Annotated in this window: 18 protein-coding genes; 14 read left to right on the top strand and 4 right to left on the bottom strand. The window is 70.4% G+C overall.

The features are described 5' to 3' along the window. Positions 1-29: 29 nt before the first annotated feature. The 13 genes from E4A48_RS13945 to E4A48_RS13885 all read left to right on the top strand — a co-directional run bounded on the left by E4A48_RS13945 (position 30) and on the right by E4A48_RS13885 (position 14450). The gene (locus E4A48_RS13945; protein WP_142742626.1) at positions 30-1922 is read left to right on the top strand and encodes a S8 family peptidase; all 1893 of its coding nucleotides are present in this window, start codon (positions 30-32) and stop codon (positions 1920-1922) included. A 339-nt stretch (positions 1923-2261) separates the two neighbouring features. Then, positions 2262-3992: a type II secretion system ATPase GspE gene (gspE, locus tag E4A48_RS13940; RefSeq protein WP_142742625.1), complete on the top strand. Its 1731-nt coding sequence runs from the start codon at positions 2262-2264 to the stop codon at positions 3990-3992. A gap of 115 nt (positions 3993-4107) precedes the next feature. Continuing rightward, a complete protein-coding gene (gene xpsF / locus E4A48_RS13935; RefSeq protein WP_039007777.1) occupies positions 4108-5322 on the top strand; it encodes a type II secretion system protein XpsF in 1215 nt (404 codons plus the stop codon). A gap of 436 nt (positions 5323-5758) precedes the next feature. Beyond that, positions 5759-6193, top strand: a complete 435-nt coding sequence (gene gspG / locus E4A48_RS13930; protein WP_009575957.1) for a type II secretion system major pseudopilin GspG — start codon at positions 5759-5761, stop codon at positions 6191-6193. 79 nt (positions 6194-6272) lie between these two features. Further along, entirely contained in the window at positions 6273-6722 is a 450-nt protein-coding gene (xpsH, locus tag E4A48_RS13925; protein WP_039007774.1) for a type II secretion system protein XpsH, read from the top strand. After that, positions 6719-7135: a type II secretion system protein XpsI gene (xpsI, locus tag E4A48_RS13920; protein WP_039007772.1), complete on the top strand. Its 417-nt coding sequence runs from the start codon at positions 6719-6721 to the stop codon at positions 7133-7135. Before xpsH ends, xpsI begins: the two co-directional genes overlap by 4 nt. Beyond that, positions 7132-7782 (top strand): type II secretion system protein J, encoded by a 651-nt coding sequence (locus E4A48_RS13915; protein ID WP_142742624.1) that lies wholly within the window; start codon positions 7132-7134, stop codon positions 7780-7782. The genes xpsI and E4A48_RS13915 overlap by 4 nt, the downstream gene beginning before the upstream one ends. Beyond that, positions 7779-8639 carry a type II secretion system minor pseudopilin gene (locus tag E4A48_RS13910; protein WP_039007768.1) on the top strand — a complete coding sequence of 287 codons (861 nt, stop codon included), beginning with the start codon at positions 7779-7781 and terminating at the stop codon, positions 8637-8639. The genes E4A48_RS13915 and E4A48_RS13910 overlap by 4 nt, the downstream gene beginning before the upstream one ends. Further along, on the top strand, positions 8636-9760 hold the full coding sequence (locus tag E4A48_RS13905; RefSeq protein ID WP_142742623.1) for a PilN domain-containing protein: 1125 nt from the start codon (positions 8636-8638) through the stop codon (positions 9758-9760). Before E4A48_RS13910 ends, E4A48_RS13905 begins: the two co-directional genes overlap by 4 nt. Further along, positions 9741-10517, top strand: a complete 777-nt coding sequence (gene gspM / locus E4A48_RS13900) for a type II secretion system protein GspM (protein WP_142742622.1) — start codon at positions 9741-9743, stop codon at positions 10515-10517. Before E4A48_RS13905 ends, gspM begins: the two co-directional genes overlap by 20 nt. Then, a complete protein-coding gene (gene xpsN / locus E4A48_RS13895; RefSeq protein WP_142742620.1) occupies positions 10507-11289 on the top strand; it encodes a type II secretion system protein XpsN in 783 nt (260 codons plus the stop codon). Before gspM ends, xpsN begins: the two co-directional genes overlap by 11 nt. Before the next feature lie 11 nt (positions 11290-11300). Continuing rightward, positions 11301-13610 (top strand): type II secretion system secretin GspD, encoded by a 2310-nt coding sequence (gene gspD, locus E4A48_RS13890; RefSeq protein ID WP_039007762.1) that lies wholly within the window; start codon positions 11301-11303, stop codon positions 13608-13610. A gap of 6 nt (positions 13611-13616) precedes the next feature. Next, positions 13617-14450: a glycosyltransferase gene (locus E4A48_RS13885; protein WP_142742618.1), complete on the top strand. Its 834-nt coding sequence runs from the start codon at positions 13617-13619 to the stop codon at positions 14448-14450. 274 nt (positions 14451-14724) lie between these two features. Here the strand turns inward: E4A48_RS13885 and E4A48_RS13880 are convergent, their stop codons facing one another. The 4 genes from E4A48_RS13880 to E4A48_RS13865 form a co-directional block, all read right to left on the bottom strand. Further along, the gene (locus E4A48_RS13880) at positions 14725-15462 is read right to left on the bottom strand and encodes a UTRA domain-containing protein (protein ID WP_142742616.1); all 738 of its coding nucleotides are present in this window, start codon (positions 15460-15462) and stop codon (positions 14725-14727) included. A 137-nt stretch (positions 15463-15599) separates the two neighbouring features. Beyond that, positions 15600-16172 (bottom strand): nicotinamide riboside transporter PnuC, encoded by a 573-nt coding sequence (pnuC, locus tag E4A48_RS13875; protein WP_039007755.1) that lies wholly within the window; start codon positions 16170-16172, stop codon positions 15600-15602. Positions 16173-16397: 225 nt separating this feature from the next. Continuing rightward, entirely contained in the window at positions 16398-18560 is a 2163-nt protein-coding gene (locus E4A48_RS13870; protein WP_142742615.1) for a TonB-dependent siderophore receptor, read from the bottom strand. Between the two features lie 125 nt (positions 18561-18685). After that, the gene (locus tag E4A48_RS13865; RefSeq protein ID WP_142742613.1) at positions 18686-19834 is read right to left on the bottom strand and encodes a phosphotransferase enzyme family protein; all 1149 of its coding nucleotides are present in this window, start codon (positions 19832-19834) and stop codon (positions 18686-18688) included. A 369-nt stretch (positions 19835-20203) separates the two neighbouring features. Between E4A48_RS13865 and E4A48_RS13860 the strand changes: the two genes are divergently transcribed. Then, on the top strand, positions 20204-21049 hold the full coding sequence (locus E4A48_RS13860) for a glycosyltransferase (protein ID WP_039007749.1): 846 nt from the start codon (positions 20204-20206) through the stop codon (positions 21047-21049). Positions 21050-21167 lie beyond the last annotated feature (118 nt).

The raw sequence follows: 21167 nt of genomic DNA, 5'->3' as shown, positions 1-21167 counted from the left end.
GATCCACGAACTTTGAAGAGGACGTCAACGTGATCGACAAGCAAAATCTTCGTATCAATGCCATCGCCGCCGCCATGTTGATGATGTCGCTGGGGGCCTCGAACGCATTCGCGGCCGGTGCCGCGTCGCTGCCGGTCAAGCCGCCGGCCAAGGCCGCACCGGTCGACGCGCAAACTTCCAGCCGCATCGTGGTGCGCTACAAGGCCGGTACCGCCGCGGCCAGCGACCGCAGCGCCAAGCTGTCGGCGGTGCAGTCGGCGCTGACCCGGTCCAGTCTGGGCGGCGGCAACAGCGGCATCTCGCGCGCCGCGGCCGCCAGCGTGCGCGCCGAATACGTGCGCACCCTGGGCGTGGGCGCCGACCTGATGCGCCTGTCGGGCAAGCTGAGCAAGGCCGACGTGGACAAGGTGGTGGCGGAAATCGCCGCCGACCCGGCGGTCAAGTACGCGCTGGTGGACGTCACGCTGCAGCGCACCGAACTGCCCAAGGCAGGGCTGGAGCAGCCGAGCCTGGTGCCCAACGACCCGCTGTACGCGCAGTACCAGTGGCACTTGAACAGCGCCACCGGCGGCATCAATGCGCCGGCCGCGTGGGATATTTCCAAGGGTGACGGCGTGGTCGTCGCGGTGCTGGATACCGGCATCCTGCCGAACCATCCGGACGTGGCGGTGAACCTGCTGCAGGGCTACGACTTCATCTCCGATGCGAAGAAATCGCGGCGTCCGACCGATGCGCGCGTGCCCGGCGCGCTGGACTACGGCGACTGGGTCGAGAACGACGACGAATGCTACGCGGGATCGCTGGCCGACGCCAGTTCCTGGCACGGCAGCCATGTCGCCGGCACCATCGCCGAGGCCACCAGCAACGGCATCGGCATGGCCGGCGTTGCGCCTAACGCCACGCTGCTGCCGGTGCGCGTGCTCGGCAAGTGCGGCGGCTACACCTCCGACATCGCCGACGCGATCACCTGGGCCTCCGGCGGCACCGTCGCCGACGTGCCGGCCAACGCCAATCCGGCCGAGGTCATCAACATGAGCCTGGGCGGCGGCGGTACCTGCAACATGCTGTTCCAGGATGCGATCGACGGTGCGGTCGCGCGCGGCACCACCGTGGTGGTGGCGGCCGGTAACAGCGCCAGCAATGCCGCCAACTTCAATCCGGCCAGCTGCGCCAACGTGATCGCGGTCGGCGCGACGCGCATCACCGGCGGCATCGCCTACTACTCCAACTATGGCGCGGCGGTGGACCTGTCCGGCCCGGGCGGCGGCGGCAGCGTGGACGGCAACCCGGGCGGCTACGTCTGGCAGAACGGCTATAGCGGCGCGACCACGCCGACCTCGGGTACCTACAAATACACGGGCCTGGGCGGCACCTCGATGGCCTCGCCGCACGTGGCGGCGGTGGCGGCCCTGGTGCAGAGCGCGGTGATCGCCGCCGGCAACGCGCCGCTGACCCCGGCCGCGCTGGAAACCCTGCTCAAGCAGACCGCGCGTCCGTTCCCGGTGTCGATCCCGACCAGCACCCCGATCGGCACCGGCATCGTCGATGCCAAGGCCGCGCTGGCCAAGGCGCTGGAAGTGCCGTGCGACCCGCAGACCGAACAGTGCACGCCGCCGGCGACCGCGCTGACCAATAAGGTGGCGGTGGCCGGCCTGACCGGCGCGACGGGCAACGAGGTGCTGTACAGCTTCGAGGCCGAGGCTGGCGCGGTGCTGAGCTTCCTCACCTACGGCGGCAGCGGCAACGTGTCGCTGTACGTGAGCTTCGACAAGGAGCCCAGTACCACCAACTACGACGCCAAGTCGGCCCGCCCGGGCAACAACGAGACGGTGCGCTTCACCGCGCCGAAGGCCGGCACCTACTACGTCAAGCTGGTCGCCACGTCGAGCTACAGCGGGGTCAGCCTGGTCGCGCGCCAGTAAGCCTGCGATGACGGTGCGGGATACGGCGCCTTAGGAACCCAGGAAACCCGGCTTCGGCCGGGTTTCCTGCGTTGTGGCAATGGAAAAGCCGCGCGCACACCGGGCGGTACCGCTGTCGGCACGGCGGCCGGCATGCGCCGCTGTCGGTTACGCTCTTGCAGCGCAGCTCGCCATGCACACGGCGCCGCAACGCGCGATGCTGCGCGCGGCGTGTGTCATGCCGATGACGCGCCCAGCGCCGCCAGGGCCGCCGTAGACAGTCGCGCCGCCTGCTGCGGCGCGGGCAGGCGGCAGGTGGTGCCGAACTGGTAAAGTCGCCGCACGCTTGGGAGGGATTGTGTGAACGCGCTTGTGAAAGACATTGCTGCCGCTGTCGATACGCCCGAGGCGCGCATCGTCGATGCGTTGCTGGCCAAGGGACGGCTCAAGGAGGGCGACCTGCTGCGCGCGCGCCAGTTGCAGCGCGAATCCGGCGGCGGCCTGCTGTCGCTGCTGGCGCGCCTGGGGCTGGTCTCCGAGCGCGACCATGCCGAGGTCAGCGCCGAAGTGCTGGGCCTGCCGCTGCTCGACGCCAAGCAATTGCCGGCCACCGCGCCGGAGCATCTGCCCGAGGCGCAGCCGCTGTCGCTGCGTTTCCTCAAGCAATTCCACGTGTGTCCGCTGGGCGAGCGCGATGGCGCGCTGGAACTGTGGATGTCCGATCCGCACGAGGCCTATGCCGCCGACGCGGTGCGTCTGGCTACCGGTTTGCGGGTGCTGCTGCGGGTCGGCCTGCGCGCGGAGATCGACGACCTGATCGAGCGCTGGTTCGGCCAGGGCCGCAGCGCGATGGGCGCGATCGTGGAAACTGCCGATGGCGACAGCGCCGCCGCCGACGACATCGAGCACCTGCGCGACCTGGCCTCGGAAGCGCCGGTGATCCGGCTGGTGAACCTGGTGATCCAGCGCGCAGTGGAACTGCGCGCCTCGGACATCCACATCGAGCCGTTTGAGAACCGGCTGAAGGTGCGCTACCGCGTCGATGGGGTGCTGATCGACGGCGAAAGCCCGCCGGTCAACCTCACCGCGGCGGTGATCAGCCGGGTCAAGATCATGGCCAAGCTCAACATCGCCGAGCGCCGCCTGCCGCAGGACGGGCGCATCATGCTGCGCGTGCAGGGCAAGGAACTGGACCTGCGCGTGAGCACCGTGCCCACCGCGCACGGCGAGAGCGTGGTGATGCGCCTGCTCGACCGCGAGACGGTGGTGTTCGACTTCCACCGGCTCGGTTTCACCGACGCGTTCCTGCCGCAGTTCCGCAAGGTGCTGGAGCAGCCGCACGGCATCCTGCTGGTCACCGGCCCCACCGGCTCGGGCAAGACCACCACGCTGTACACCGCGCTGAGCCAGCTCAACACCGCCGACGTCAAGATCATCACCGTCGAGGATCCGGTCGAATACCAGATCGAGGGCATCAACCAGATCCAGGCCAAGCCGCAGATCGGGCTGGATTTCTCGCACGCGCTGCGCAGCATCGTGCGCCAGGACCCGGACATCATCATGATCGGCGAAATGCGCGACCTGGAAACCGCGCGCATCGCGATCCAGTCGGCGCTGACCGGCCACCTGGTGCTGTCCACGCTGCACACCAACAATGCCGCCGGCGGCATCACCCGCCTGCTCGACATGGGCGTGGAGGATTATCTGCTGACCTCCACCATCAACGGCATCCTGGCGCAGCGCCTGGTGCGGCGGCTGGAGCCGACCCACGCCGAGCGCTATCCGGCCTCGCCGGAGGAGATCGAGAAGTTCGAACTGCGCCGGCTGCAGCCCGAGGGCGAGATCTGCCTGTTCCGCCCGCGGCCCTCGGCGATCGCGCCGACCGGCTACCTGGGCCGCACCACGATCATGGAATTTTTGGTGATGAACGACGCGCTGCGCCGCGCGGTGATGCGCCACGCCGGCATGGGTGAGATCGAACAACTGGCGCGCGAGGCCGGCATGCGCACGATGTACGAAGACGGCATCGGCAAGGCGCTCAGTGGCCAGACCACGATCGAGGAAGTGCTGCGCGTGACGGAGGAAACCTGATGCGCACGCTACGCAGCGCGTCTGTGCGCGTCAGCGCCGCGGCACGCCGGCGCGCGTGCAGTGCGCGCGGCCTGCTTTGCGCGTCCCGCGTCCCGCGTCCCGCGTCCCGCGTCTAATGCCCCTGTACCGCTACAAAGCGCTCAACCCGCACGGCGAGATCCTGGAAGGCCAGATGGAGGCTGCCAGCGACGCCGAGGTGGCGCTGCGCCTGCAGGAGCAGGGGCATATGCCGATGGAGGCCAAGCTCGCGGCGCAGGGCGGCGGCACCTCGCTGCGCGGCCTGTTCCGGCCCAAGCCGTTCGACGGCGCAGCGCTTGTGCAGTTCACCCAGCAACTGGCGACCCTGCTCGGTGCCGGCCAGCCGCTGGACCGCGCGCTGACCATCCTGCTCGAACTGCCCGAGGACGAGCGTTCCAAGCGCACCGTCGGCGACATCCGCGACGCGGTGCGCGGCGGCGCGCCGCTGTCCGCTGCACTGGAGCGCCAGCACGGCCTGTTCTCGCGCCTGTACATCAACATGGTCCGCGCCGGCGAGGCCGGCGGCAGCCTGCACGATACGCTGCAACGCCTGGCCGAATACCTGGAGCGCAGCCGCGAACTGAAGGGACGGGTGATCAACGCGCTGATCTATCCGGCGATCCTGGTCAGCGTGGTCGGCTGCGCGCTGCTGTTCCTGCTCGGCTATGTGGTGCCGCAATTCGCGCTGATGTACGAGAGCCTGGACGTGCAGTTGCCGTGGTTCACCCAGGCGGTGCTGGGCGTGGGCCTGTTCGTGCGCGATTGGTGGATCGCGCTGCTGGTGGTGCCCGGGCTGGCGCTGCTGGCGATCGACCGCAAGCGCCGCGATCCTGCGTTTCGCGCCAGCTTCGACGCCTGGCTGCTCAAGCGGCGCTTCATCGGCGTGCTGATCGCGCGGCTGGAAACCGCGCGCCTGACCCGCACCCTGGGCACCTTGCTGCGCAACGGCGTGCCGCTGCTGTCCGCGCTCGGCATCTCGCGCAACGTGCTGTCGAACCTGGCGCTGACCGCCGACGTCGGCGCCGCCGCCGACGACGTCAAGAACGGCCATGGCCTGTCGGCGTCGCTGTCCAAGGGCAAGCGCTTTCCGCGGCTGGCGTTGCAGATGATCCAGGTCGGCGAGGAATCCGGCGCACTGGACACGATGCTGCTGAAGACCGCCGACACCTTCGAGCAGGAAACCGCGCAGGCGATCGACCGCCTGCTCGCCGCGCTGGTGCCGCTGATCACCCTGGTCCTGGCCTCGGTGGTCGGGCTGGTGATCATCTCCGTTCTCGTCCCCCTGTACGACCTCACCAATGCGATTGGGTGAGGCCATGCGTTTGCGAACCACTGGTTCGCGCATGGCCGAACGCCCGGCCATGGATGGCCGGGCAGGTCTGTCAGGGCTCGGCCATGTCGCGCCATGGACGGCAGCGGGTATGCCTGCAGCATCCGCGCGCTGCGCCATGGCGCATGTGGCGCCGAACGCCCGGCCACGGATGGCCGGGCCGGCGATTCTGGCGCCCGCGATGCCGCGCCAGGGATGGCGGCGTGAACCTGTGGCGCCGCGAATGGTCGAAGCACTGGGTGCAACCCATGCCCGCAGCATGTGTGCGCCGCGTCATGCGCGAAGTGCGAGATGCGTCGATCGCGGCAGTGCCGCCGCCGTCGCCGCGCATGAAGCGTAGCTGCACGACCCGCACGCGGCGGCGTCGCTTGTCACCGCGTTCGGCTACATAGGCTTTCCACCGCAAGGATCCGATGCAATGCGCAATATCCGCTCCCTGACCCGTTCCCCCTCCGCCGCACGCCAGTCGGGCATGAGCCTGCTGGAAATCATCATCGTCATCGTGCTGATCGGCGCAGTGCTGACCCTGGTCGGCAGCCGCGTGCTCGGCGGCGCCGATCGCGGCAAGGCCAACCTGGCCAAGTCGCAGATCCAGACCATGGCCGGCAAGATCGACAACTACCAGCTGGACACCGGCAAGCTGCCGTCCAAGCTCGACGATCTGGTCGCCGCGCCAGGTGGCGTCAGCGGCTGGCTCGGTCCGTATGCCAAGGCCACCGAACTGAACGATCCGTGGGGCCATCCGATCGAGTACAAGGTGCCCGGCGACGGCAAGCCGTTCGATCTGATCAGCCTAGGCAAGGACGGCCAGCCCGGCGGCACCAGTTACGACGCCGACATCAAGTACGAGTGATCGCGGCATCGTGAGTCACACTTCTGCCGGCGTTCTCCAGCGCGGTGCGCACGCGTGCGTACCGCCGGCGCCTGCGCGAATGCGCGGGGTGTCGCTGCTGGAGATGTTGCTGGTGGTGGGGCTGATTGCGATCGCCGCAGTACTGGCGGCGTCGGTGCTGACCGGCGGCATCGACGGCATGCGCCTGCGCTCGTCGGCCAAGGAGATCGCCGCGCAGCTGCGCTACACGCGCGCGCAGGCGATCGCCAGCGGCCAGCCGCAACGCTTCCTGATCGATCCGCAGGCGCACCGCTGGCAGGCGCCCAACGGTCGCCATGGCGAAATCCCGGCGTCGCTGGCGATCCGCTTCAGCGGCGCGCGCGAGGCGCAGCGGCGCCAGGACGAAGGCGCGATCCAGTTCTTCGAGGACGGCGCGGCTACAGGCGGGCGCATCGAGTTGCTGACGCGCAAGGCCAGCTGGCGCATCGACGTGGCCTGGCTGACCGGCGAGGTCAAGGTCGGGCGGCCGCTGCAGCAGGGCATGCCATGAAGGCGCAGCGCGGCTACACGCTGATCGAGGTGATCGTGGCGTTCGCGCTGCTGGCGCTGGCGCTGACCTTGCTGCTCGGCTCGCTGTCCGGCGCTGCGCGCCAGGTCCAGCGCGCCGACCAGCTCAGCCGCGCCACGCTGTACGCGCAATCGTTGCTGGCCGCGCAGGGCGTGGAGCAGCCGCTGCAGCCCGGCCGCGCACAGGGCAGCTTCGAGCAGGGCCATTACCGCTGGACCCTGGACGTGGCGCCGTACGTCGATGCGCGGCGGCCACCGGAGACGACCATGACGCCAGGCGCGCCGACGCTGCTGCAGCTGAACCTGCAGGTGCGCTGGGGCGATGCACCGACACAGGCGCTGCAGTGGAAGACGCTGCGGCTGGTCAGCGCGCCGGCCAACGGGATGCCGCAGTGAGCCGCGCGCCGGGCCGTGCCGCCGCACACGGCTTCACCCTGATCGAAGTGCTGCTGGCCACGGTGCTGCTGGTCGGCGGGCTGACCCTGGCCTTCGCCACGCTGCGCTCGGCCACCGCGATCAGCGGCCGCGGCGAGACCATCGCTGGGCGCAGCGAGCGCATGCGCGCGGTCGAGGGCTTCCTGCGCCGGCGCCTGAGCGGCGCGCAAGCGCTGGCGCTGGACATCGACAGCCGCACCCTGCAGCCGGTGCGCTTCGTCGGCGAGCCGCAACGCATGCAGTTCGTCGCCGATCTTCCCGACTACCTGGGCCGCGGCGGTCCCTATGTGCACGACCTCAGCGTCAGCGGCGACGCTGGCCGGCAGCGCCTGGCGATCGCGCTGGTGCAGGTGCAGGCCGGCAAGCAGATCGCCGACGCCAAGCCGCGCCCGCCCGAGCCGCTGGCCGAGGGCCTGCGCCAGGTGCGCTTCCGCTATCGCGGTATCGATCCTGAGCGCGGCAGCATCGGCCCCTGGCAGGAACGCTGGGAGCACACCGACCAGTTGCCGCTGCTGGTGTCGATCGAGCTGAGCAGCGACGACGGCATGGTGTGGCCGCCGCTGGTGGTGGCGTTGCGCCAGGCCGGCAGCGCGGAGGCGCGGCAATGAGCGCGGCACCCGGGCAGGCGCGCGGCGCGGCGCTGGTGCTGGTGCTGTGGCTGATCGCACTGCTGACCGCGTTGATCGGGGCGTTCGCGCTGACCGCTCGCACCGAGGGCCTGCAGGGTAAGGTGCTGGGCGACGGCGCGGCGGCGCAGGAGCGCGCCCGCGCCGGGCTGGAGTACGCGCTGACCCGGCTCGCCGGCACGCCGACGCAGCCGGGCTGGCGCGCCGACGGGCGCCGCTACCGCTGGCAGTACGAAGACGCCACCATCGACCTGCGGGTCACCGACGAGAGCGGCAAGCTCGATCTGAACCTGGCCGACCCGCCGTTGCTGGCGGCGCTGGTGCGCGCGGTCGGTGGCGATCCGCAGCACGCCGACCGCATCGCCGCGGCGATCGTGGACTGGCGCGACCCTGACAACCTCAGCCAGCCCAACGGCGGCGCCGAGGACCCGGACTACGCCGCCGCCGGGCTGCCCTACGGCGCCAAGGACGCGCCATTCGAGAGCTTGGCCGAACTGCAACTGGTGCTGGGCATGGATGCGGATCTGTACGTCAAGCTGCTGCCGAACCTGACCTTGTACAGCGGTATCTCGCGCCCGTCGCCGGAGTTCGCGCCGGCGCCGGTGCTGACCGCACTCGGCCTGGATGCGCAGCAGGTGTTGGCGCTACGCGAGCGCAACGACCCGGTGCAGACCGCGGGGATGGGCGGCGGTGGCGGCACCTACAGCATCGAAAGCCGCGCGCGACTGGCGGCCGGACGCGAGGCGGTGCTGCGCGCCGTGGTGCGCCCAGGCTCGTCGGCACTACCGGGCAGCGCCTACACTGTGCTGCGATGGGAAGAAGGATCGGCCGTTCGATGACTGCGTGGCGTGACACGATGAACAAGCTCGGCGTGCGCATGGCGCCCGGTGCCGGCGGCTTGCTGGCCTGGTGGCAGCGTTCGCTGATGGCGTGGCTGCCGCCGCGCTGGCAACTGCAGCTGGGCTGGTCGCAGGCGCGGCTGCTGCTGTGGCGCGAGGGCGAACAGCTAGTGGTCGCGCGCCAGGTCGATGCCGAACTGGGCACGCCGCTGGCGTTGCCGTGGCCGTTGCTGCCGAGCGACCTGGAGGCCGTGCTCGGCCCGCGCCTGGCCGCCTTGCCGCGCGTGTGGCTGCTGCCGGCGCCCGCCGCGCTGCAGCGCACGCTGCGCCTGCCTGCCGCGGCCGCCGAGCATTTGCGCGACGTGGTCAGGTTCGAGATCGACCGGCAAACGCCGTTCCAGGCCGACCAGGTGGTCTACGACGTGCGCCCCGGCGCGCGCCGCGACGATGCGCAACTGGACGCCGAACTGGTGGTCGCGCCGCGCCGCGTGCTGGACGAACTGCACGCCAGCGCCGGTCCGCTGCGCCCGACCCTGGCCGGGGTCGATGTCGCCGCGGCCGACGGCACGCCGTTGGGCGTGAATCTGCTGCCGCCGGAGCAGCGCCATCGCCGCGTCGATCCGATGCGGCGCTGGAACGCGATCCTCGCTGCCACCGCGCTGCTGGCGCTGTTTGCCGCCGGCTGGCAGCTGCTGGACAACCGCCGCGACGCGCTCGAGCAGTTGCGCACGCAAGTGGACAGCGGCGCTCAGCGCGCACGCGGCGTGGCCGCGCAGCGCCAGCAACTGGTCGATCTGGTCGAAGGCGCGGCGTTTTTCGACCAACTGCGCGCCGAGCGCCCGACCGCGCTGGAAATCTGGAACGAACTGAGCAAGCGCCTGCCCGAGGGTACCTACCTGGAAAAATTCTCGGTCGAAGGCGACCAGTTGCAGTTGATCGGCCTCAGCAGCGAGGCGTCCTCGCTGGTCGGGCGGCTGGAGGGCTCGCCGCTGTGGCACACGCCGTCGCTGACCGGCGTGCTGCAGGCCGATCCGGGCAGCCACCGCGACCGTTTCACCCTGACCGCCGAACTGGCCGGGACCAAGCGCAAGGAGGCCGCCAATGCCGGTGCAGGTCGATAAGCGCGACCGCTGGCTGGCGCTGGGCCTGCTGCTGGCGGCGCTGGCGTTGGCCTATCTGCTGCTGGTGCATCCGTGGTGGACCGTGCCGATGCGCGAGGTCGAGGCGCAGATCCAGGAATTGCGCCAGCGCGAACTGCGCGTGCGCATGCAGTTGCAGCAGGCGCCGCAGGTGGCGCAACGGCTGCAGCAGGCGCAACGCGAGCTGGCCACGCGCCCGGGCTTCCTGCGCGAGACCTCGGCCGAGCTGGCCTCGGCCGGGCTGGTGCAGCGCCTGGAAAGCGCGGTGGCCACCGCCAGCCCCGGCAACCGCAGCTGCGCGATCAGCAACCGCTCGCCGCTGGCCGCCGACAACCGTCGCGACCGCTTCACCCGCGTCGCGGTGCAGGTGCGGCTGCGCTGCGGCACACCGGAACTGGCCGCGGTGCTGCACGCGCTGGAAAGCGGCAGCCCGGCGCTGTTCGTGGACAACCTCAACGTGATGGCGCAGCGCTACCAACTGTCGCCGGGCGAGAGCGGCAACGGCCTGGACGTGGCCTTTGAACTGGCCGGTTATCTGCGCCCGAACGCGATGCCGGCGTCGCCTGCGGCCGCCGGCATGGCCCCAGGCATGCCGGCGCCGGGGGGCGCGCCGGCGATGGACGCCGGCACGCCTGCCGGGTCCGGCCCGAGCGACCCCGCCGCCACCCAGGCCCCACCGGCCATGCCCGATGCCGCCGCGCAGCCGCCGCAGCAAGTGGAGGGCGCGCATGCGAATTGAAGCGATCGGGCTGCGCACCGTATGGCTGGCGACGCTGGCGCTTTGGGGGCTGCTGATCTGGGCGCTGGGCCTGGCCGGGCTCGGCCAGCGCATCGTGCCGCTGCCCGACGATCCGGGCATGACCCAGCGCCTGCCGAGCTTGCCGGCCGCGTCCGCCGAGCGCCTCGGCGATTATTCGCGCTATGCCGAGATCGCCGCGCGTCCGGTGTTCGCCGAGGACCGCCTGCCGCATCCGTTCTTTCTCAGCGCCGACAACGGCCAGGCCGGCGCGCCCAGCGTGCGCCTGACCGGGGTGCTGCTCACCGACAGCTTCAAGATGGCCACGCTGACCACCGAGCAGGGCGAATCGCTGCGCCTGCAGGAAGGCCACGACCCGGTCAAGGGCTGGCGCTTGCTGTCGCTGCAGCCGCGGCGTGCGGTGGTCAGCGGCGGCAGCGGTACCCAGACCCTGGAGCTGCAGGTGTTCGACGGCAAGGGCGGGCAACCGCCGACCGCGCTCGGCCAGGGCGCCCGCCCGCCGGGCATGCCGCCGTTGCCGGCGGCGCAATCGTCACCTGCTGCGCCTGCGCTCAACGCCCCGGCCACTCCCGTCGCCGCCACGCCGCAGGCGGGCGCCAACGGGACGCCGCCGACCCCGGCGCCGAGCGCACCGGCGGCCGCGCCGGCGCCGTCGACGCAACAGTTGCAAGCCATCCGTGAACGTATCGAAGCCCGCCGCCGGCAGTTGCAGCAGCAGCGCCAGAACGGCACCAACCCCGGCCAGAACCCTTGAAGAGTGATCGCATGACGCCGCGCTTGTTTTCCCTGTTCCTCGCGATCGGCCTGGTGGCCGGCTGCGCCACCACGCCTTCGCCGGACGTCCGCCGCGGCGCCGCGATCGATCCCAAGGTCGGCGCCGCCGGCAGCACCAGCGGCACCGCCGGCGGGCCGGCCGGCGCAGCCGATCCCAACGACATTCCGGACCGCGTGGCCCCGGTGATCCGCCGCGGCAGCGGCACCATGATCAATTCCAGTGCCGCCGCCGCGCCAGCGCCGTCGCTGGCCAACGCCAGCAGCGGCAGCGCCACCTTCAACTTCGAAGGCGAGTCGGTGCACGCGGTGGTCAAGGCGATCCTCGGCGACATGCTCGGGCAGAACTACGTGATCGCGCCGGGCGTGCAGGGCACGGTGACCCTGGCCACGCCCAAGCCGGTGTCGCCGGCGCAGGCGCTGAACCTGCTGGAGATGGTGCTGGGCTGGAACAACGCGCGCATGGTCTACAGCGGCGGCCGCTACAACATCGTGCCCGCCGACCAGGCCCTGGCCGGCACCGTGGCGCCGAGCACCGCCTCGCCGGCCAGTGCGCGCGGCTTCGAGGTGCGGGTGGTGCCGCTGAAATTCATCTCCGCCAGCGAGATGAAGAAGGTGCTGGAGCCGTACGCGCGGCCGAACGCGATCGTCGGCATCGACGGCGCGCGCAACGTCATCACCCTCGGCGGCACCCGTGCGGAACTGGAGAACTACCTGCGCACCGTGCAGATCTTCGACGTGGACTGGCTGTCGGGTATGTCGGTGGGCGTGTTCCCGATCCAGTCGGGCAAGGCCGAGCAGGTCGCCGCCGACCTGGAGAAGGTGTTCGGCGACAACAGCAAGACGCCCAGCGCCGGCATGTTCCGCTTCATGCCGCTGGAGAACGCCAACGCGGTGCTGGTGATCACCCCGCAGGCGCGCTATCTGGACCAGATCCACGATTGGCTGGACCGCATCGACAGCGCCGGCGGCGGCAGCCGGCTGTTCTCCTACGAGCTGAAATACATCAAGGCCAAGGACCTGGCCGACCGCCTGGCCGAAGTGTTCGGCGCCGGCGGCAATCACGGCGACTCCAACGCCTCGCTGATGCCGGGCACGCAACTCAGCCAGATGGGCGGCGTTGGCCTCAACGGCGGCTTCAACGGTGGCCTCAACGGCAGCAGCGATGGCGGCCTGGGTGGCAGTGGCGGCCTCAATGGCAGCAGCGACAGCCTGTCCTCTAGCAGCGGCGGTTCCTCGTCCGGCAGTGGCGGCGGGTTGGGCAGCGGCAACCTGCAGCTGTCGCCGCACACCTCCGGCAACGGCAGCGTGACCCTGGACGTGCAGGGCGACAAGGTCGGCGTGTCGGCGGTGGAAGAAACCAACACCTTGCTGGTGCGCTCCACGCCGCAGTCGTGGCGCTCGATCCGCGACGTGGTCGAGAAGCTCGACGTGATGCCGATGCAGGTGCACATCGAGGCGCAGGTGGCCGAGGTCAGCCTGACCGGCAAATTGCAGTACGGCGTGAACTGGTTCTTCGAGAATTCGGTCAATGCCTCCGCCGACGGAAACGTGGCCAACAGCACCGGACTCGGCGCCGGCGCCGGTCTGCCCAGCGCCGCGGGACGCAGCATCTGGGGTGACATCGCTGGCAAGGTCACCAATGGGGGTCTCGGCTGGACTTTCCTCGGCAAGAACGCCGCGGCGGTGATCAACGCGCTGGACCAGATCACCAACGTCAAGCTGCTGCAGACGCCCTCGGTGTTCGTGCGCAACAACGCCGAGGCCACCCTCAACGTGGGCACGCGTATCCCGATCAACTCGACTTCCATCAACACCGGCATCGGTGTGGACACGAGCTATTCCCAGGTGCAGTACCTGGATACCGGCGTGATCCTGAAGGTGCGTCCGCGGGTGACCAAGGACGGCATGGTGTTTCTGGACATCGTGCAGGAAGTCAGTTCCCCGGCTGCCGCCTCCGCAAATTGCGGTGCAAGTAATGCCACCAGCGCCGCCTGCAACGTTCCGATCAATACGCGCCGGGTCAAGACCGAGGCCGCCGTGCAGAGTGGCGATACCATCATGTTGGCGGGCCTGATCAACGACAGCACCACCGATGGCAGCGACGGCGTGCCGTTCCTGAGCAAGCTGCCAGTGGTGGGCGCGCTGTTCGGCCAGAAGAGCAAGGACCAGGCACGCCAGGAAGTGATCGTGTTGATCACCCCGTCGATCGTGCGCAACCCGCAGGAAGCGCGCAATCTCACCGACGAGTACGGGCAGAAGTTCAAGGCGATGCAGCCGCTGCCGGCAGCGGGCAAGAAGTAAGCGCAGGTGACCCTGCCCATCGTGCTGCTGCCGGTCGGCGTCGACGACGTCGCGCTGGACGCATGCCTGGGCGCGCTGGAGGCACATACCCCGGCCGGCACCCGCGTGTGGCTGGCCGACGACGCGCAGGCGGGACCGCGCGGCATCCGGGTGATCGAGGCGTGGCTTGCGCATACCCGCCTGCAGGCCGACTACACCCGGCGCCCGCGCATGCTCGGCGAGGTCGCGCACCTGGATGAAATGCTGCGCGCCTGCGCCGCCGCCGATGTGGTGGTGCTGGCCGCGGACGCGCAGCCGCTGCCCGGCTGGCTGCAGCAACTGAGCGCATGCCTGGCGCGCGATGCAGCCATCGCCAGCGCCACGCCGTGGAGCAATGCGGGCGAAGCCTGCGCCTGGCCGCGGCTGGGCGAGATCAATCCGCTGCCCGACGATGGCGAGCGCCTGGCACGCGCCTGCGCGGCGCTGCCGCCGGAGCATCCGGAACTGCCGTCGGCGGTGTGCCATGCGGTGGCCCTGCGCGGCGCGGCGCGGCAGCGCGCCGGCGGCCTGGACGCGAGCAGTTACGGTTCCTGGTACGCGGCCCTGATCGACCTATCGCTGCGCATGGCCGGACTCGGCTGGCGCAACGTGCTGTGCGAAACCGCCTATGTGGGGTGCAGCGGCGAGGGCTGCGCCGCCGACGGCGACATGGACGCGCTGGCCACGCGCTGGCCGGCCTGGCATGCGCGGCTGGCCGGCTTCCTGATGCACGATCCGCTGCGCGCGCGCCGCGAGCAGCTGCAACGCCTGTACGCCGAGCTGCCGCCGCCGGACCCGCAGCGCGCGCTGTTCGACGCCTAACGCGCTTTCGACGCGGGCATTTGCAATCGGCCAATCGGCGGAGTGTTGTCGATCGGCGGAATGTTGTGGGAGCGACTTCAGTGGCGACGGGCTCTACCGGTAAAGCCTGTCGCCACTGAAATCGCTCCCACAAGTTTCAAGAAGTCGGTAATGGTCGTTGGCTTTGGCACATCCGCCGTGCGCGGCCTTGGTCGGCCCATTCGCGATGCCATTGCCGGGCCGGGCCGGGCGGACGTGGCCGGAGCCGCCCGCCACCGCCGGACGCGCGCCGGCCTTACTCCGGCGGCGCTTGCACCTCCACCGTCACTTCCAGCACGTCGTGGCGCCAGGACTCGATATCCAATTCCACCGCGCGGCCGTCGGCCGCGTAGCTGACCCGCTGCAGCCGGAAGCACGGCGTGCCGGCGGTGGACTGCAGCAGCGCGGCCTGCTCGGCGACCAGCGTGGCCGGATACATCGACAGCCGGCTGCGCGCCTGGCGTAGCCCGAGCTGTTGTTCCAGCACGGTGCTGAGCGAGCCGGCCAGGTCGTGATCGAGCAGGGTCGGCGCCCACGCGGCGAGAATCGCATTGGTCTCCAGCAGCACCGCGCGGCGGCCGATCCAGCGCCGGCGCTGCAGCACGAACACCTCGGCCTCGGCATCGTCCAGTTCCAGGTGCCGCGCCAGCGTCGTGCCGGCCGGCTGGCGACGCGCACCGAGCAGTTCGGTACGCGGCGTACCGCCTTGCGCGGCGACGTACTGCATGAAGCCGGCGATGCTGGAGGGATCGTGGCGAACGCGCGCTGCGCTGACGAACCAGCCGCGCCGGTTCTCGCGGTAGATGTAGCCTTCCGATTCCAGTTGTTGCAGCGCCTCGCGCAAGGTGATACGAGTGCAGCCGAACAGCGCAGCCAGTTCGCGCTCCACCGGCAGGCGCTGGTCCGCCGCCCACTCGCCGCCGGCGATGCGCGTCAGCAGTGCATCGACGATGCGCTGGCCGAAGCCGGCGGCGGGATTGATTGGTGTGGGCATGGGGTCTCCGTCGCAGTGCGGCAGAGGCTAGCGTGCCCGTGCCGGACGTGCACGCGCTGCGGTGCCGGCAGCGGCTGCGCTGGGCTGTCGCCGCAATGACGCACGCCGCCTTATCCGTGGCGCACGTCGCTGTAGGTTCATGGCGCCGCGGCTGTGCCGCGCTGCTGCGCTTGCCACAGGCGCAGGCCGTAGATCGCCAGCACCACGAAGCCGGCGTACAGCGCCGCGGTGGGATACAGCCCCTTGTAGACGAAGACGCCGACATAAATGCAGTCCAGCACGATCCACAGGCCCCAGTTGGCGATGCGTTTGCGCGCCGCCCAGACGCTGGCGACCAGGCTGAAGGCGGACAGCGCCGCGTCCAGCCACGGCAGCGCGGCATCGGTGTGGCGGTGCATCAGCCAGCCCAGCGACAGCGCGACGACGGCGCCGGCCAGCAGCGATAGCACGCCCTCGCGCCGCGGCAGCGGACCGACCTGCACCTTGCCGTGGTCGAGCCGGCCCTGGCTCCAGCGCCACCAGCCGTAGCCCTGCAGAAACACGTAGACGCCTTGCAGCAGCATGTCCGAGTACAGCTTCCATTGGTAAAACAGCCACGCGTACAGCAGCACCGCGACCACGTTGACCGGCCAGCACCAACGCACCCGGCGCGCGGTCAGCCAGACGCCGAGCACATTGACCAGCACGGCGAGGAGTTCGAGGGGGGACATGGGGGTGGGGCTCGGTGGTTGGATGGTGTGGAGTCGGGACCGGGGACTCGGGACTCGGGACTTTCGCAAGTCCGCAGTTTCTGCGCTTTTCTGTGGGAGGGGCTCAAGCCCCTCCCACAGAAAAGCGGTTGGGCTGAAGCCGCAAAAAAAAGCCACTTTTTCAAAAAAAATCAGCACTTTTTTCAAATCGCTTGACAGAAATTTGCCCCGCGACAGCGTCCCGGGTCAGAAATCGAACTGCAGCGCCAGCCGCGCGGTGCGCGGCGCGCCCGGGAACAGATAGTCGTCGCCCAGGTACTCGCCGACGTCGCGCCAGTAGCGTTTGTCGGTCAGGTTGTCCACGCTCAGCCGCAGCGTGGTCGGCAGCGTACCCAGCCGCGTCGCGTAGCGCGCGCCCACGTTGTAGACGGTGTAGCCACCGACGGCGACGCGGCCGCTGCGGTCGGCGTACTTGGCACCGCTGTACTGCGCGCCGCCCAGCAGCGCCAGGCCACTCGCGCCCGGCACGTCCCAGCTGGCCTGGGCGCTGGCGCGCAGCCTGGGCACGTTCAGTGCCTGGTGGCCTTCGTAGGCCGGCGTGCCGGTGTCCTCGGCGCGCGCGCGGAGGCCGGCGACGCTGGCCTGTACGTGCAGCCGCGCGCCGACCGTGCCGTCGGCCGACAGTTCGATGCCGCGGTTGTGCAGGCGGCCCTGCTGCAGGTACAGGAAGCTGCCGTCGGCCTGCGGCTGCGCGTACTGATAGGCCTGGCGCATGTCGAACACGGCCGCGCCAAGCGCCAGGCCGTCGCGCTCGTATTTCAGGCCGGCTTCCGTCTGGTAGGCGCTGGTCGGGGCGAGGATCGCATCGGCGTTGCTGGCGAACCACGACGCGGTGCCGCCCGGCGCCAGGCCCTTGGCGAAACTGGCGTACAGCGACAGCGTGTCCTGCGGCTTGAACAGCAGCGCCGCCTGCGGCAGCAGTTGCGAGCGGCGGGTGTGGCGGGTCAGCGCGCCGTCGCGGTCCCAGGCGCGCTCGTCGTAGCGCACCTGGCGCGCGCCCAGCAGCAGCTGCCAGGCCTCGCCGATGCCGATGCGGTCGCTGACCAGCAGCGATTGCTGGGTGCTGTCCAGGCGCCGGCGCTTGGGGTCGAGTTCGGCGTCGGCCTGGGCCAGCAGCGGCGGATCGGCGGCGATGTTGCCGCTGCCGATCAATGCGTTGATCGCGCCGTGCCGATCGATGGTGCGCTGCAGGTAGTCCACGCCGATGTTGAGCTGGTGCTGCAGCGCGCCGGTGGCGAAGCTGCCGGACACGGTCGCCTGCACCTGGTCGTTGCGGCGCGTGTCGTCCGGGCTGCGGTAGTCGTAGAGGTCGTAGTCGCCTTCGCGGCTGAAGTGGTTGGGGATCGCATCGTTGGCGCAGCTGGCCGCGCCGTAGCAGCCCCAGGCGAAGCTGGAATAGTCGTCGATCACCGCGCGACTGTGCGCGGCCGCCAATTGCGCGCGCCAGGCGTCGTTGAAGCGGTATTGATAGCGCAGTTGCGCGTTGAGCGAGTCGATGCCGACCGGCTTGGACCAGGGCTGGTAGGCCAGCAGCCGGTGCACCGATACGTCGCCGGGCACGCGCTCGCCGCCGAGCAGTTGATAGCCGGGCACCGAACGTTGCTGCCGGTCCTGGTCTTCCACGTCGAGCTGCAGCGTCGATTGCGCATCGATGTTCCAGTCCGCGGCCAGCGACAGGAAGTTGCGGTGGCCGTCGGCATGCGCGACGTAGCTGCGGATGTCCTCGTGCGCGGCGTTGACGCGCAGGCCGAACTGGCGGTCGCGGCCGAACCAGTTGCCCAGGTCCACCGCGGCGTAGCGGCCGCCGTCGTCGTCGGTGCCCAGGACCAGCGTGCGCACCTGCTGCGGGCGCTTGGTGATGTAGTCGATCACGCCGGCCGGCTCGGTGAGCCCGGACTGCAGCCCGGACAGGCCCTTGAGCAGCTGCACCTGCTGCTTGTTTTCCAGCGCCACGTTCTGCTCGCCGGTGACGGTCAGGCCGTTGATCCGGTAGCTGTTGGCGGCGTTGAGCGAATAGCCGCGCACCACGAAGTTCTCGTAGTAGCCGATCGGCGCGTAGCTGTCGCCGACCGCGGCGTCGGCGCGCAGCACTTCGCTGAGCACGCGCACCTGGCGGTCGTCCAGCTGCGCGCGGTCGATCACTCCGATCGAGGCGGGGGTGTCCAGCAGCGCGGCGTCGCCGTAGCCGCCCAGCGTGGAGCGGTGGCGTGGCTGCTCGCCCTGCACGTTGACCGCGTCCAGCTCGACCGGCGTCTGCGTGTCCGCATCGCTAGCGCGTGCCGGTGCGGCGGTGGCGGCCAGTGCCAACGCCAGGGTGAGCGGCGCGAGTGCGGGGAAGGCATGGGACATGGGGGAACCTCCAAGCGGGAGTCGGAATGGGAAAGGCCGATGCGGATGCGAGGGCAGACGCGCTGCCGGCAGCGCGGCGCGGCATGCACGCGCAATGGGCGCGCGCGGCGACGAACGGGCTGCGCTCATTGCGCTGCGTCCGTGTGCCGCTGCAGCTGCCGCAGCAGGCGCTGGCCCTCGTCGCCGCCGAACCAGTCGGCATGGCCGAGCAGGTAGCGGTGATAGGCGATATCGGCATTGGCCTCGGAGCCGGTGATGCCGGCGAAATAATCGATCTCGCTGAGCGCGAAGTCGGCATGCGCGATCGGCAGCAGGGCGGCCAGCAGGCGCAGCTGCGCCGCGTCCAACGGCAGTACCTGCGCGTAGCCGTGCAGCAGCGCGTCGAGTTGATCGAGTTCGGCGGGCGCGCAGCCGCCGACGTCCAGTTGCAGCCACGGCACCAGGTTGCGTTCGATCGCGGTGGCCAGATCGAATAAAGCGAAGGTGCGGTCGGCCAGGCCGAAATCGAACACCGCGCTGACCTCGCTCGCCGCGCCGTGGCCGCGCCACAGCAGGTTGGAGGCGTGCCAGTCGCCATGCGTCCACAGCGGCGGCGCTGGCGAGCGCAGCAGCGGCCAGGCGCGCGCGTGCCACGGCAGCAGATGCCGGCGCAGGTCGCCGCGCCAGTCGCGCCGCTGCAGCCACGCGGCCAGTGCTGGCCGGCCGTGCAGGTCTTGCTGCACGGCCTGCAGCGGATCGGCGTGGCCGAACAGGTGCAGGTTGGCGACCAGCAGTGCGGTGCTGCGTGGCGGCGCCGAATAGCCGGCGGCGGCGCGGTGCAGCAGGGCGAGCGAGCGCCCGGCGGCCTGCGCGTGCCCGGTGCCGGCGAACGGCAGCCACGAGGCCGTGTCGCGGTACAGGTCTTCTCCGGTGGCGGCGCGCTGCACTTCGTAGGTCCAGTCGCCGAGTTCCACCGCGCTGGCGCCGTCGGGCGTGCGCAGCAGTTCCGGGACCGGCACGCCGCGTGCGCGCAGATGCTCGATGAAGCGATGTTCCTCGCCCAGCGTGCGCGCATCGCGCAGCCTGCGGTGATGGCGCTTGACGAACAGGGTGCCGGCCGCACTGTCGACCTCGGCCGCGGCGGAGAACGGACGCGGGCTGTGCCAGCGCAAGGCGCGGACCGCGTCGGGCAGGGCCATGTGCCGCAGCAGGGCGTCCACCTCGTCGTCACCCAGCGGCGGCCAGTCCGCCGCGGCTGGGGCCAGGCTCATGCCATGCATCTGATGTGCGCTCATCGGGCCGCTCGCGCAGGCGGGGACGCGCGCCTGGCGTCGCAATGGCCCGCTGCGTCGCGCTTTTCGGGTTTTGGTCTAGACCAGGAACGCAGAAGCTCGCGGCTGCGGCCGATGGCGACATCGGTCGAAACGCGGCGACGCTGCCGGGCCATCGGCAGGCACGGCCGCCAGCGAGCTGGGCGGCCGATGCGTCGCGATCCTGGCGGCAGCGCGCCGTAGTGGGCGTTAGCCGTCATCTACACCGCGCAATGCATGGAACCGCGGATTCTACCGCGTCGGCGCGGCGCCCACGCCGCAGGCGCGCCGTGCGCGGACGCCAGCCAGGCGCCGCACCTTCTGCACGCGCCACTTTGCCCGGATAATCGGCGCATGAGCGAACAGCAGATGGCCGTGGTGGTGGTGACCTACGAGAGCGGCAGCACCATCGACGCCTGCCTGCAGCGGCTGCGCACGGCGGCGGAGGTCGCGCAGATCCGCGTGGTCGACAACGCCTCGCGCGACAACACCCTGGCGATCGTGCAGCGCCACGCGCTGGAGGACCGGCGCGTGCGCTTCATCGCCAACCCCGACAATCCCGGTTTCGCCAGCGCCTGCAACCAGGGCGCGGCGGCCAGCGATGCGGCGTGGCTGGCGTTCGTCAATCCGGACCTGATGGTGGAGGCCGACACGCTGGCGCTACTGCGCGCGCAGGTCGCCGCGCTCGGCGATGCCTTGCTCGGCGTGGAGCAGATCGACGAGCACGGCCGCGCCGACGCCGCGGTGCGCCGCCGCGATCCGGACTTCGCCGCGATGCTGCGGCACCCGCTGGCCGGTTCGCGGCTGGCGCTGGCGGCCGATCCGGCGCAGCCGCTGCAGCGCGTGGACGCGATCTCCGGTGCGCTGATGTTGCTGCCGCGGGCGCTGTTCGAGCGCATCGGCGGCTGGGACGCCGGCTACCGCCTGCATGCCGAGGACCTGGACCTGTGCCGCCGCGCGCGCCAGGCCGGGGCCACGGTGGCGGTGTGCAACCGCCTGCGCGTGCTGCACGTGCGCGGCGTCTCCAGCCGCAAGCGGCCCTGGTTCGTGGAATGGCACAAGCATCGCGGGCTGTGGCGCTATTTCCGCAAGTTCGAGGCGCCTGCACGCCCTGCGCCGGTACGTGCGGCGGTGTGGGCGGTAATCTGGCTGCATGCCTGGGTGACCTTCGCCCGCTTGTGCTGGCGCCGCCCTGGCTGAACCGTGCACCAGGCTGGTGCGTGCGCTACGACACGCTGCATGCGTGATGGGCATTCAGTTATCGTGTGATGTGAATCACCCTGAAAAAGTGCTACGTTCCTGTCGCGATTCCGCGACG

It is taken from the genome of Xanthomonas translucens pv. cerealis, from assembly GCF_006838285.1.
Lineage (GTDB): Bacteria > Pseudomonadota > Gammaproteobacteria > Xanthomonadales > Xanthomonadaceae > Xanthomonas_A > Xanthomonas_A cerealis.
This window is presented reverse-complemented; position numbering and strand designations above follow the sequence as displayed.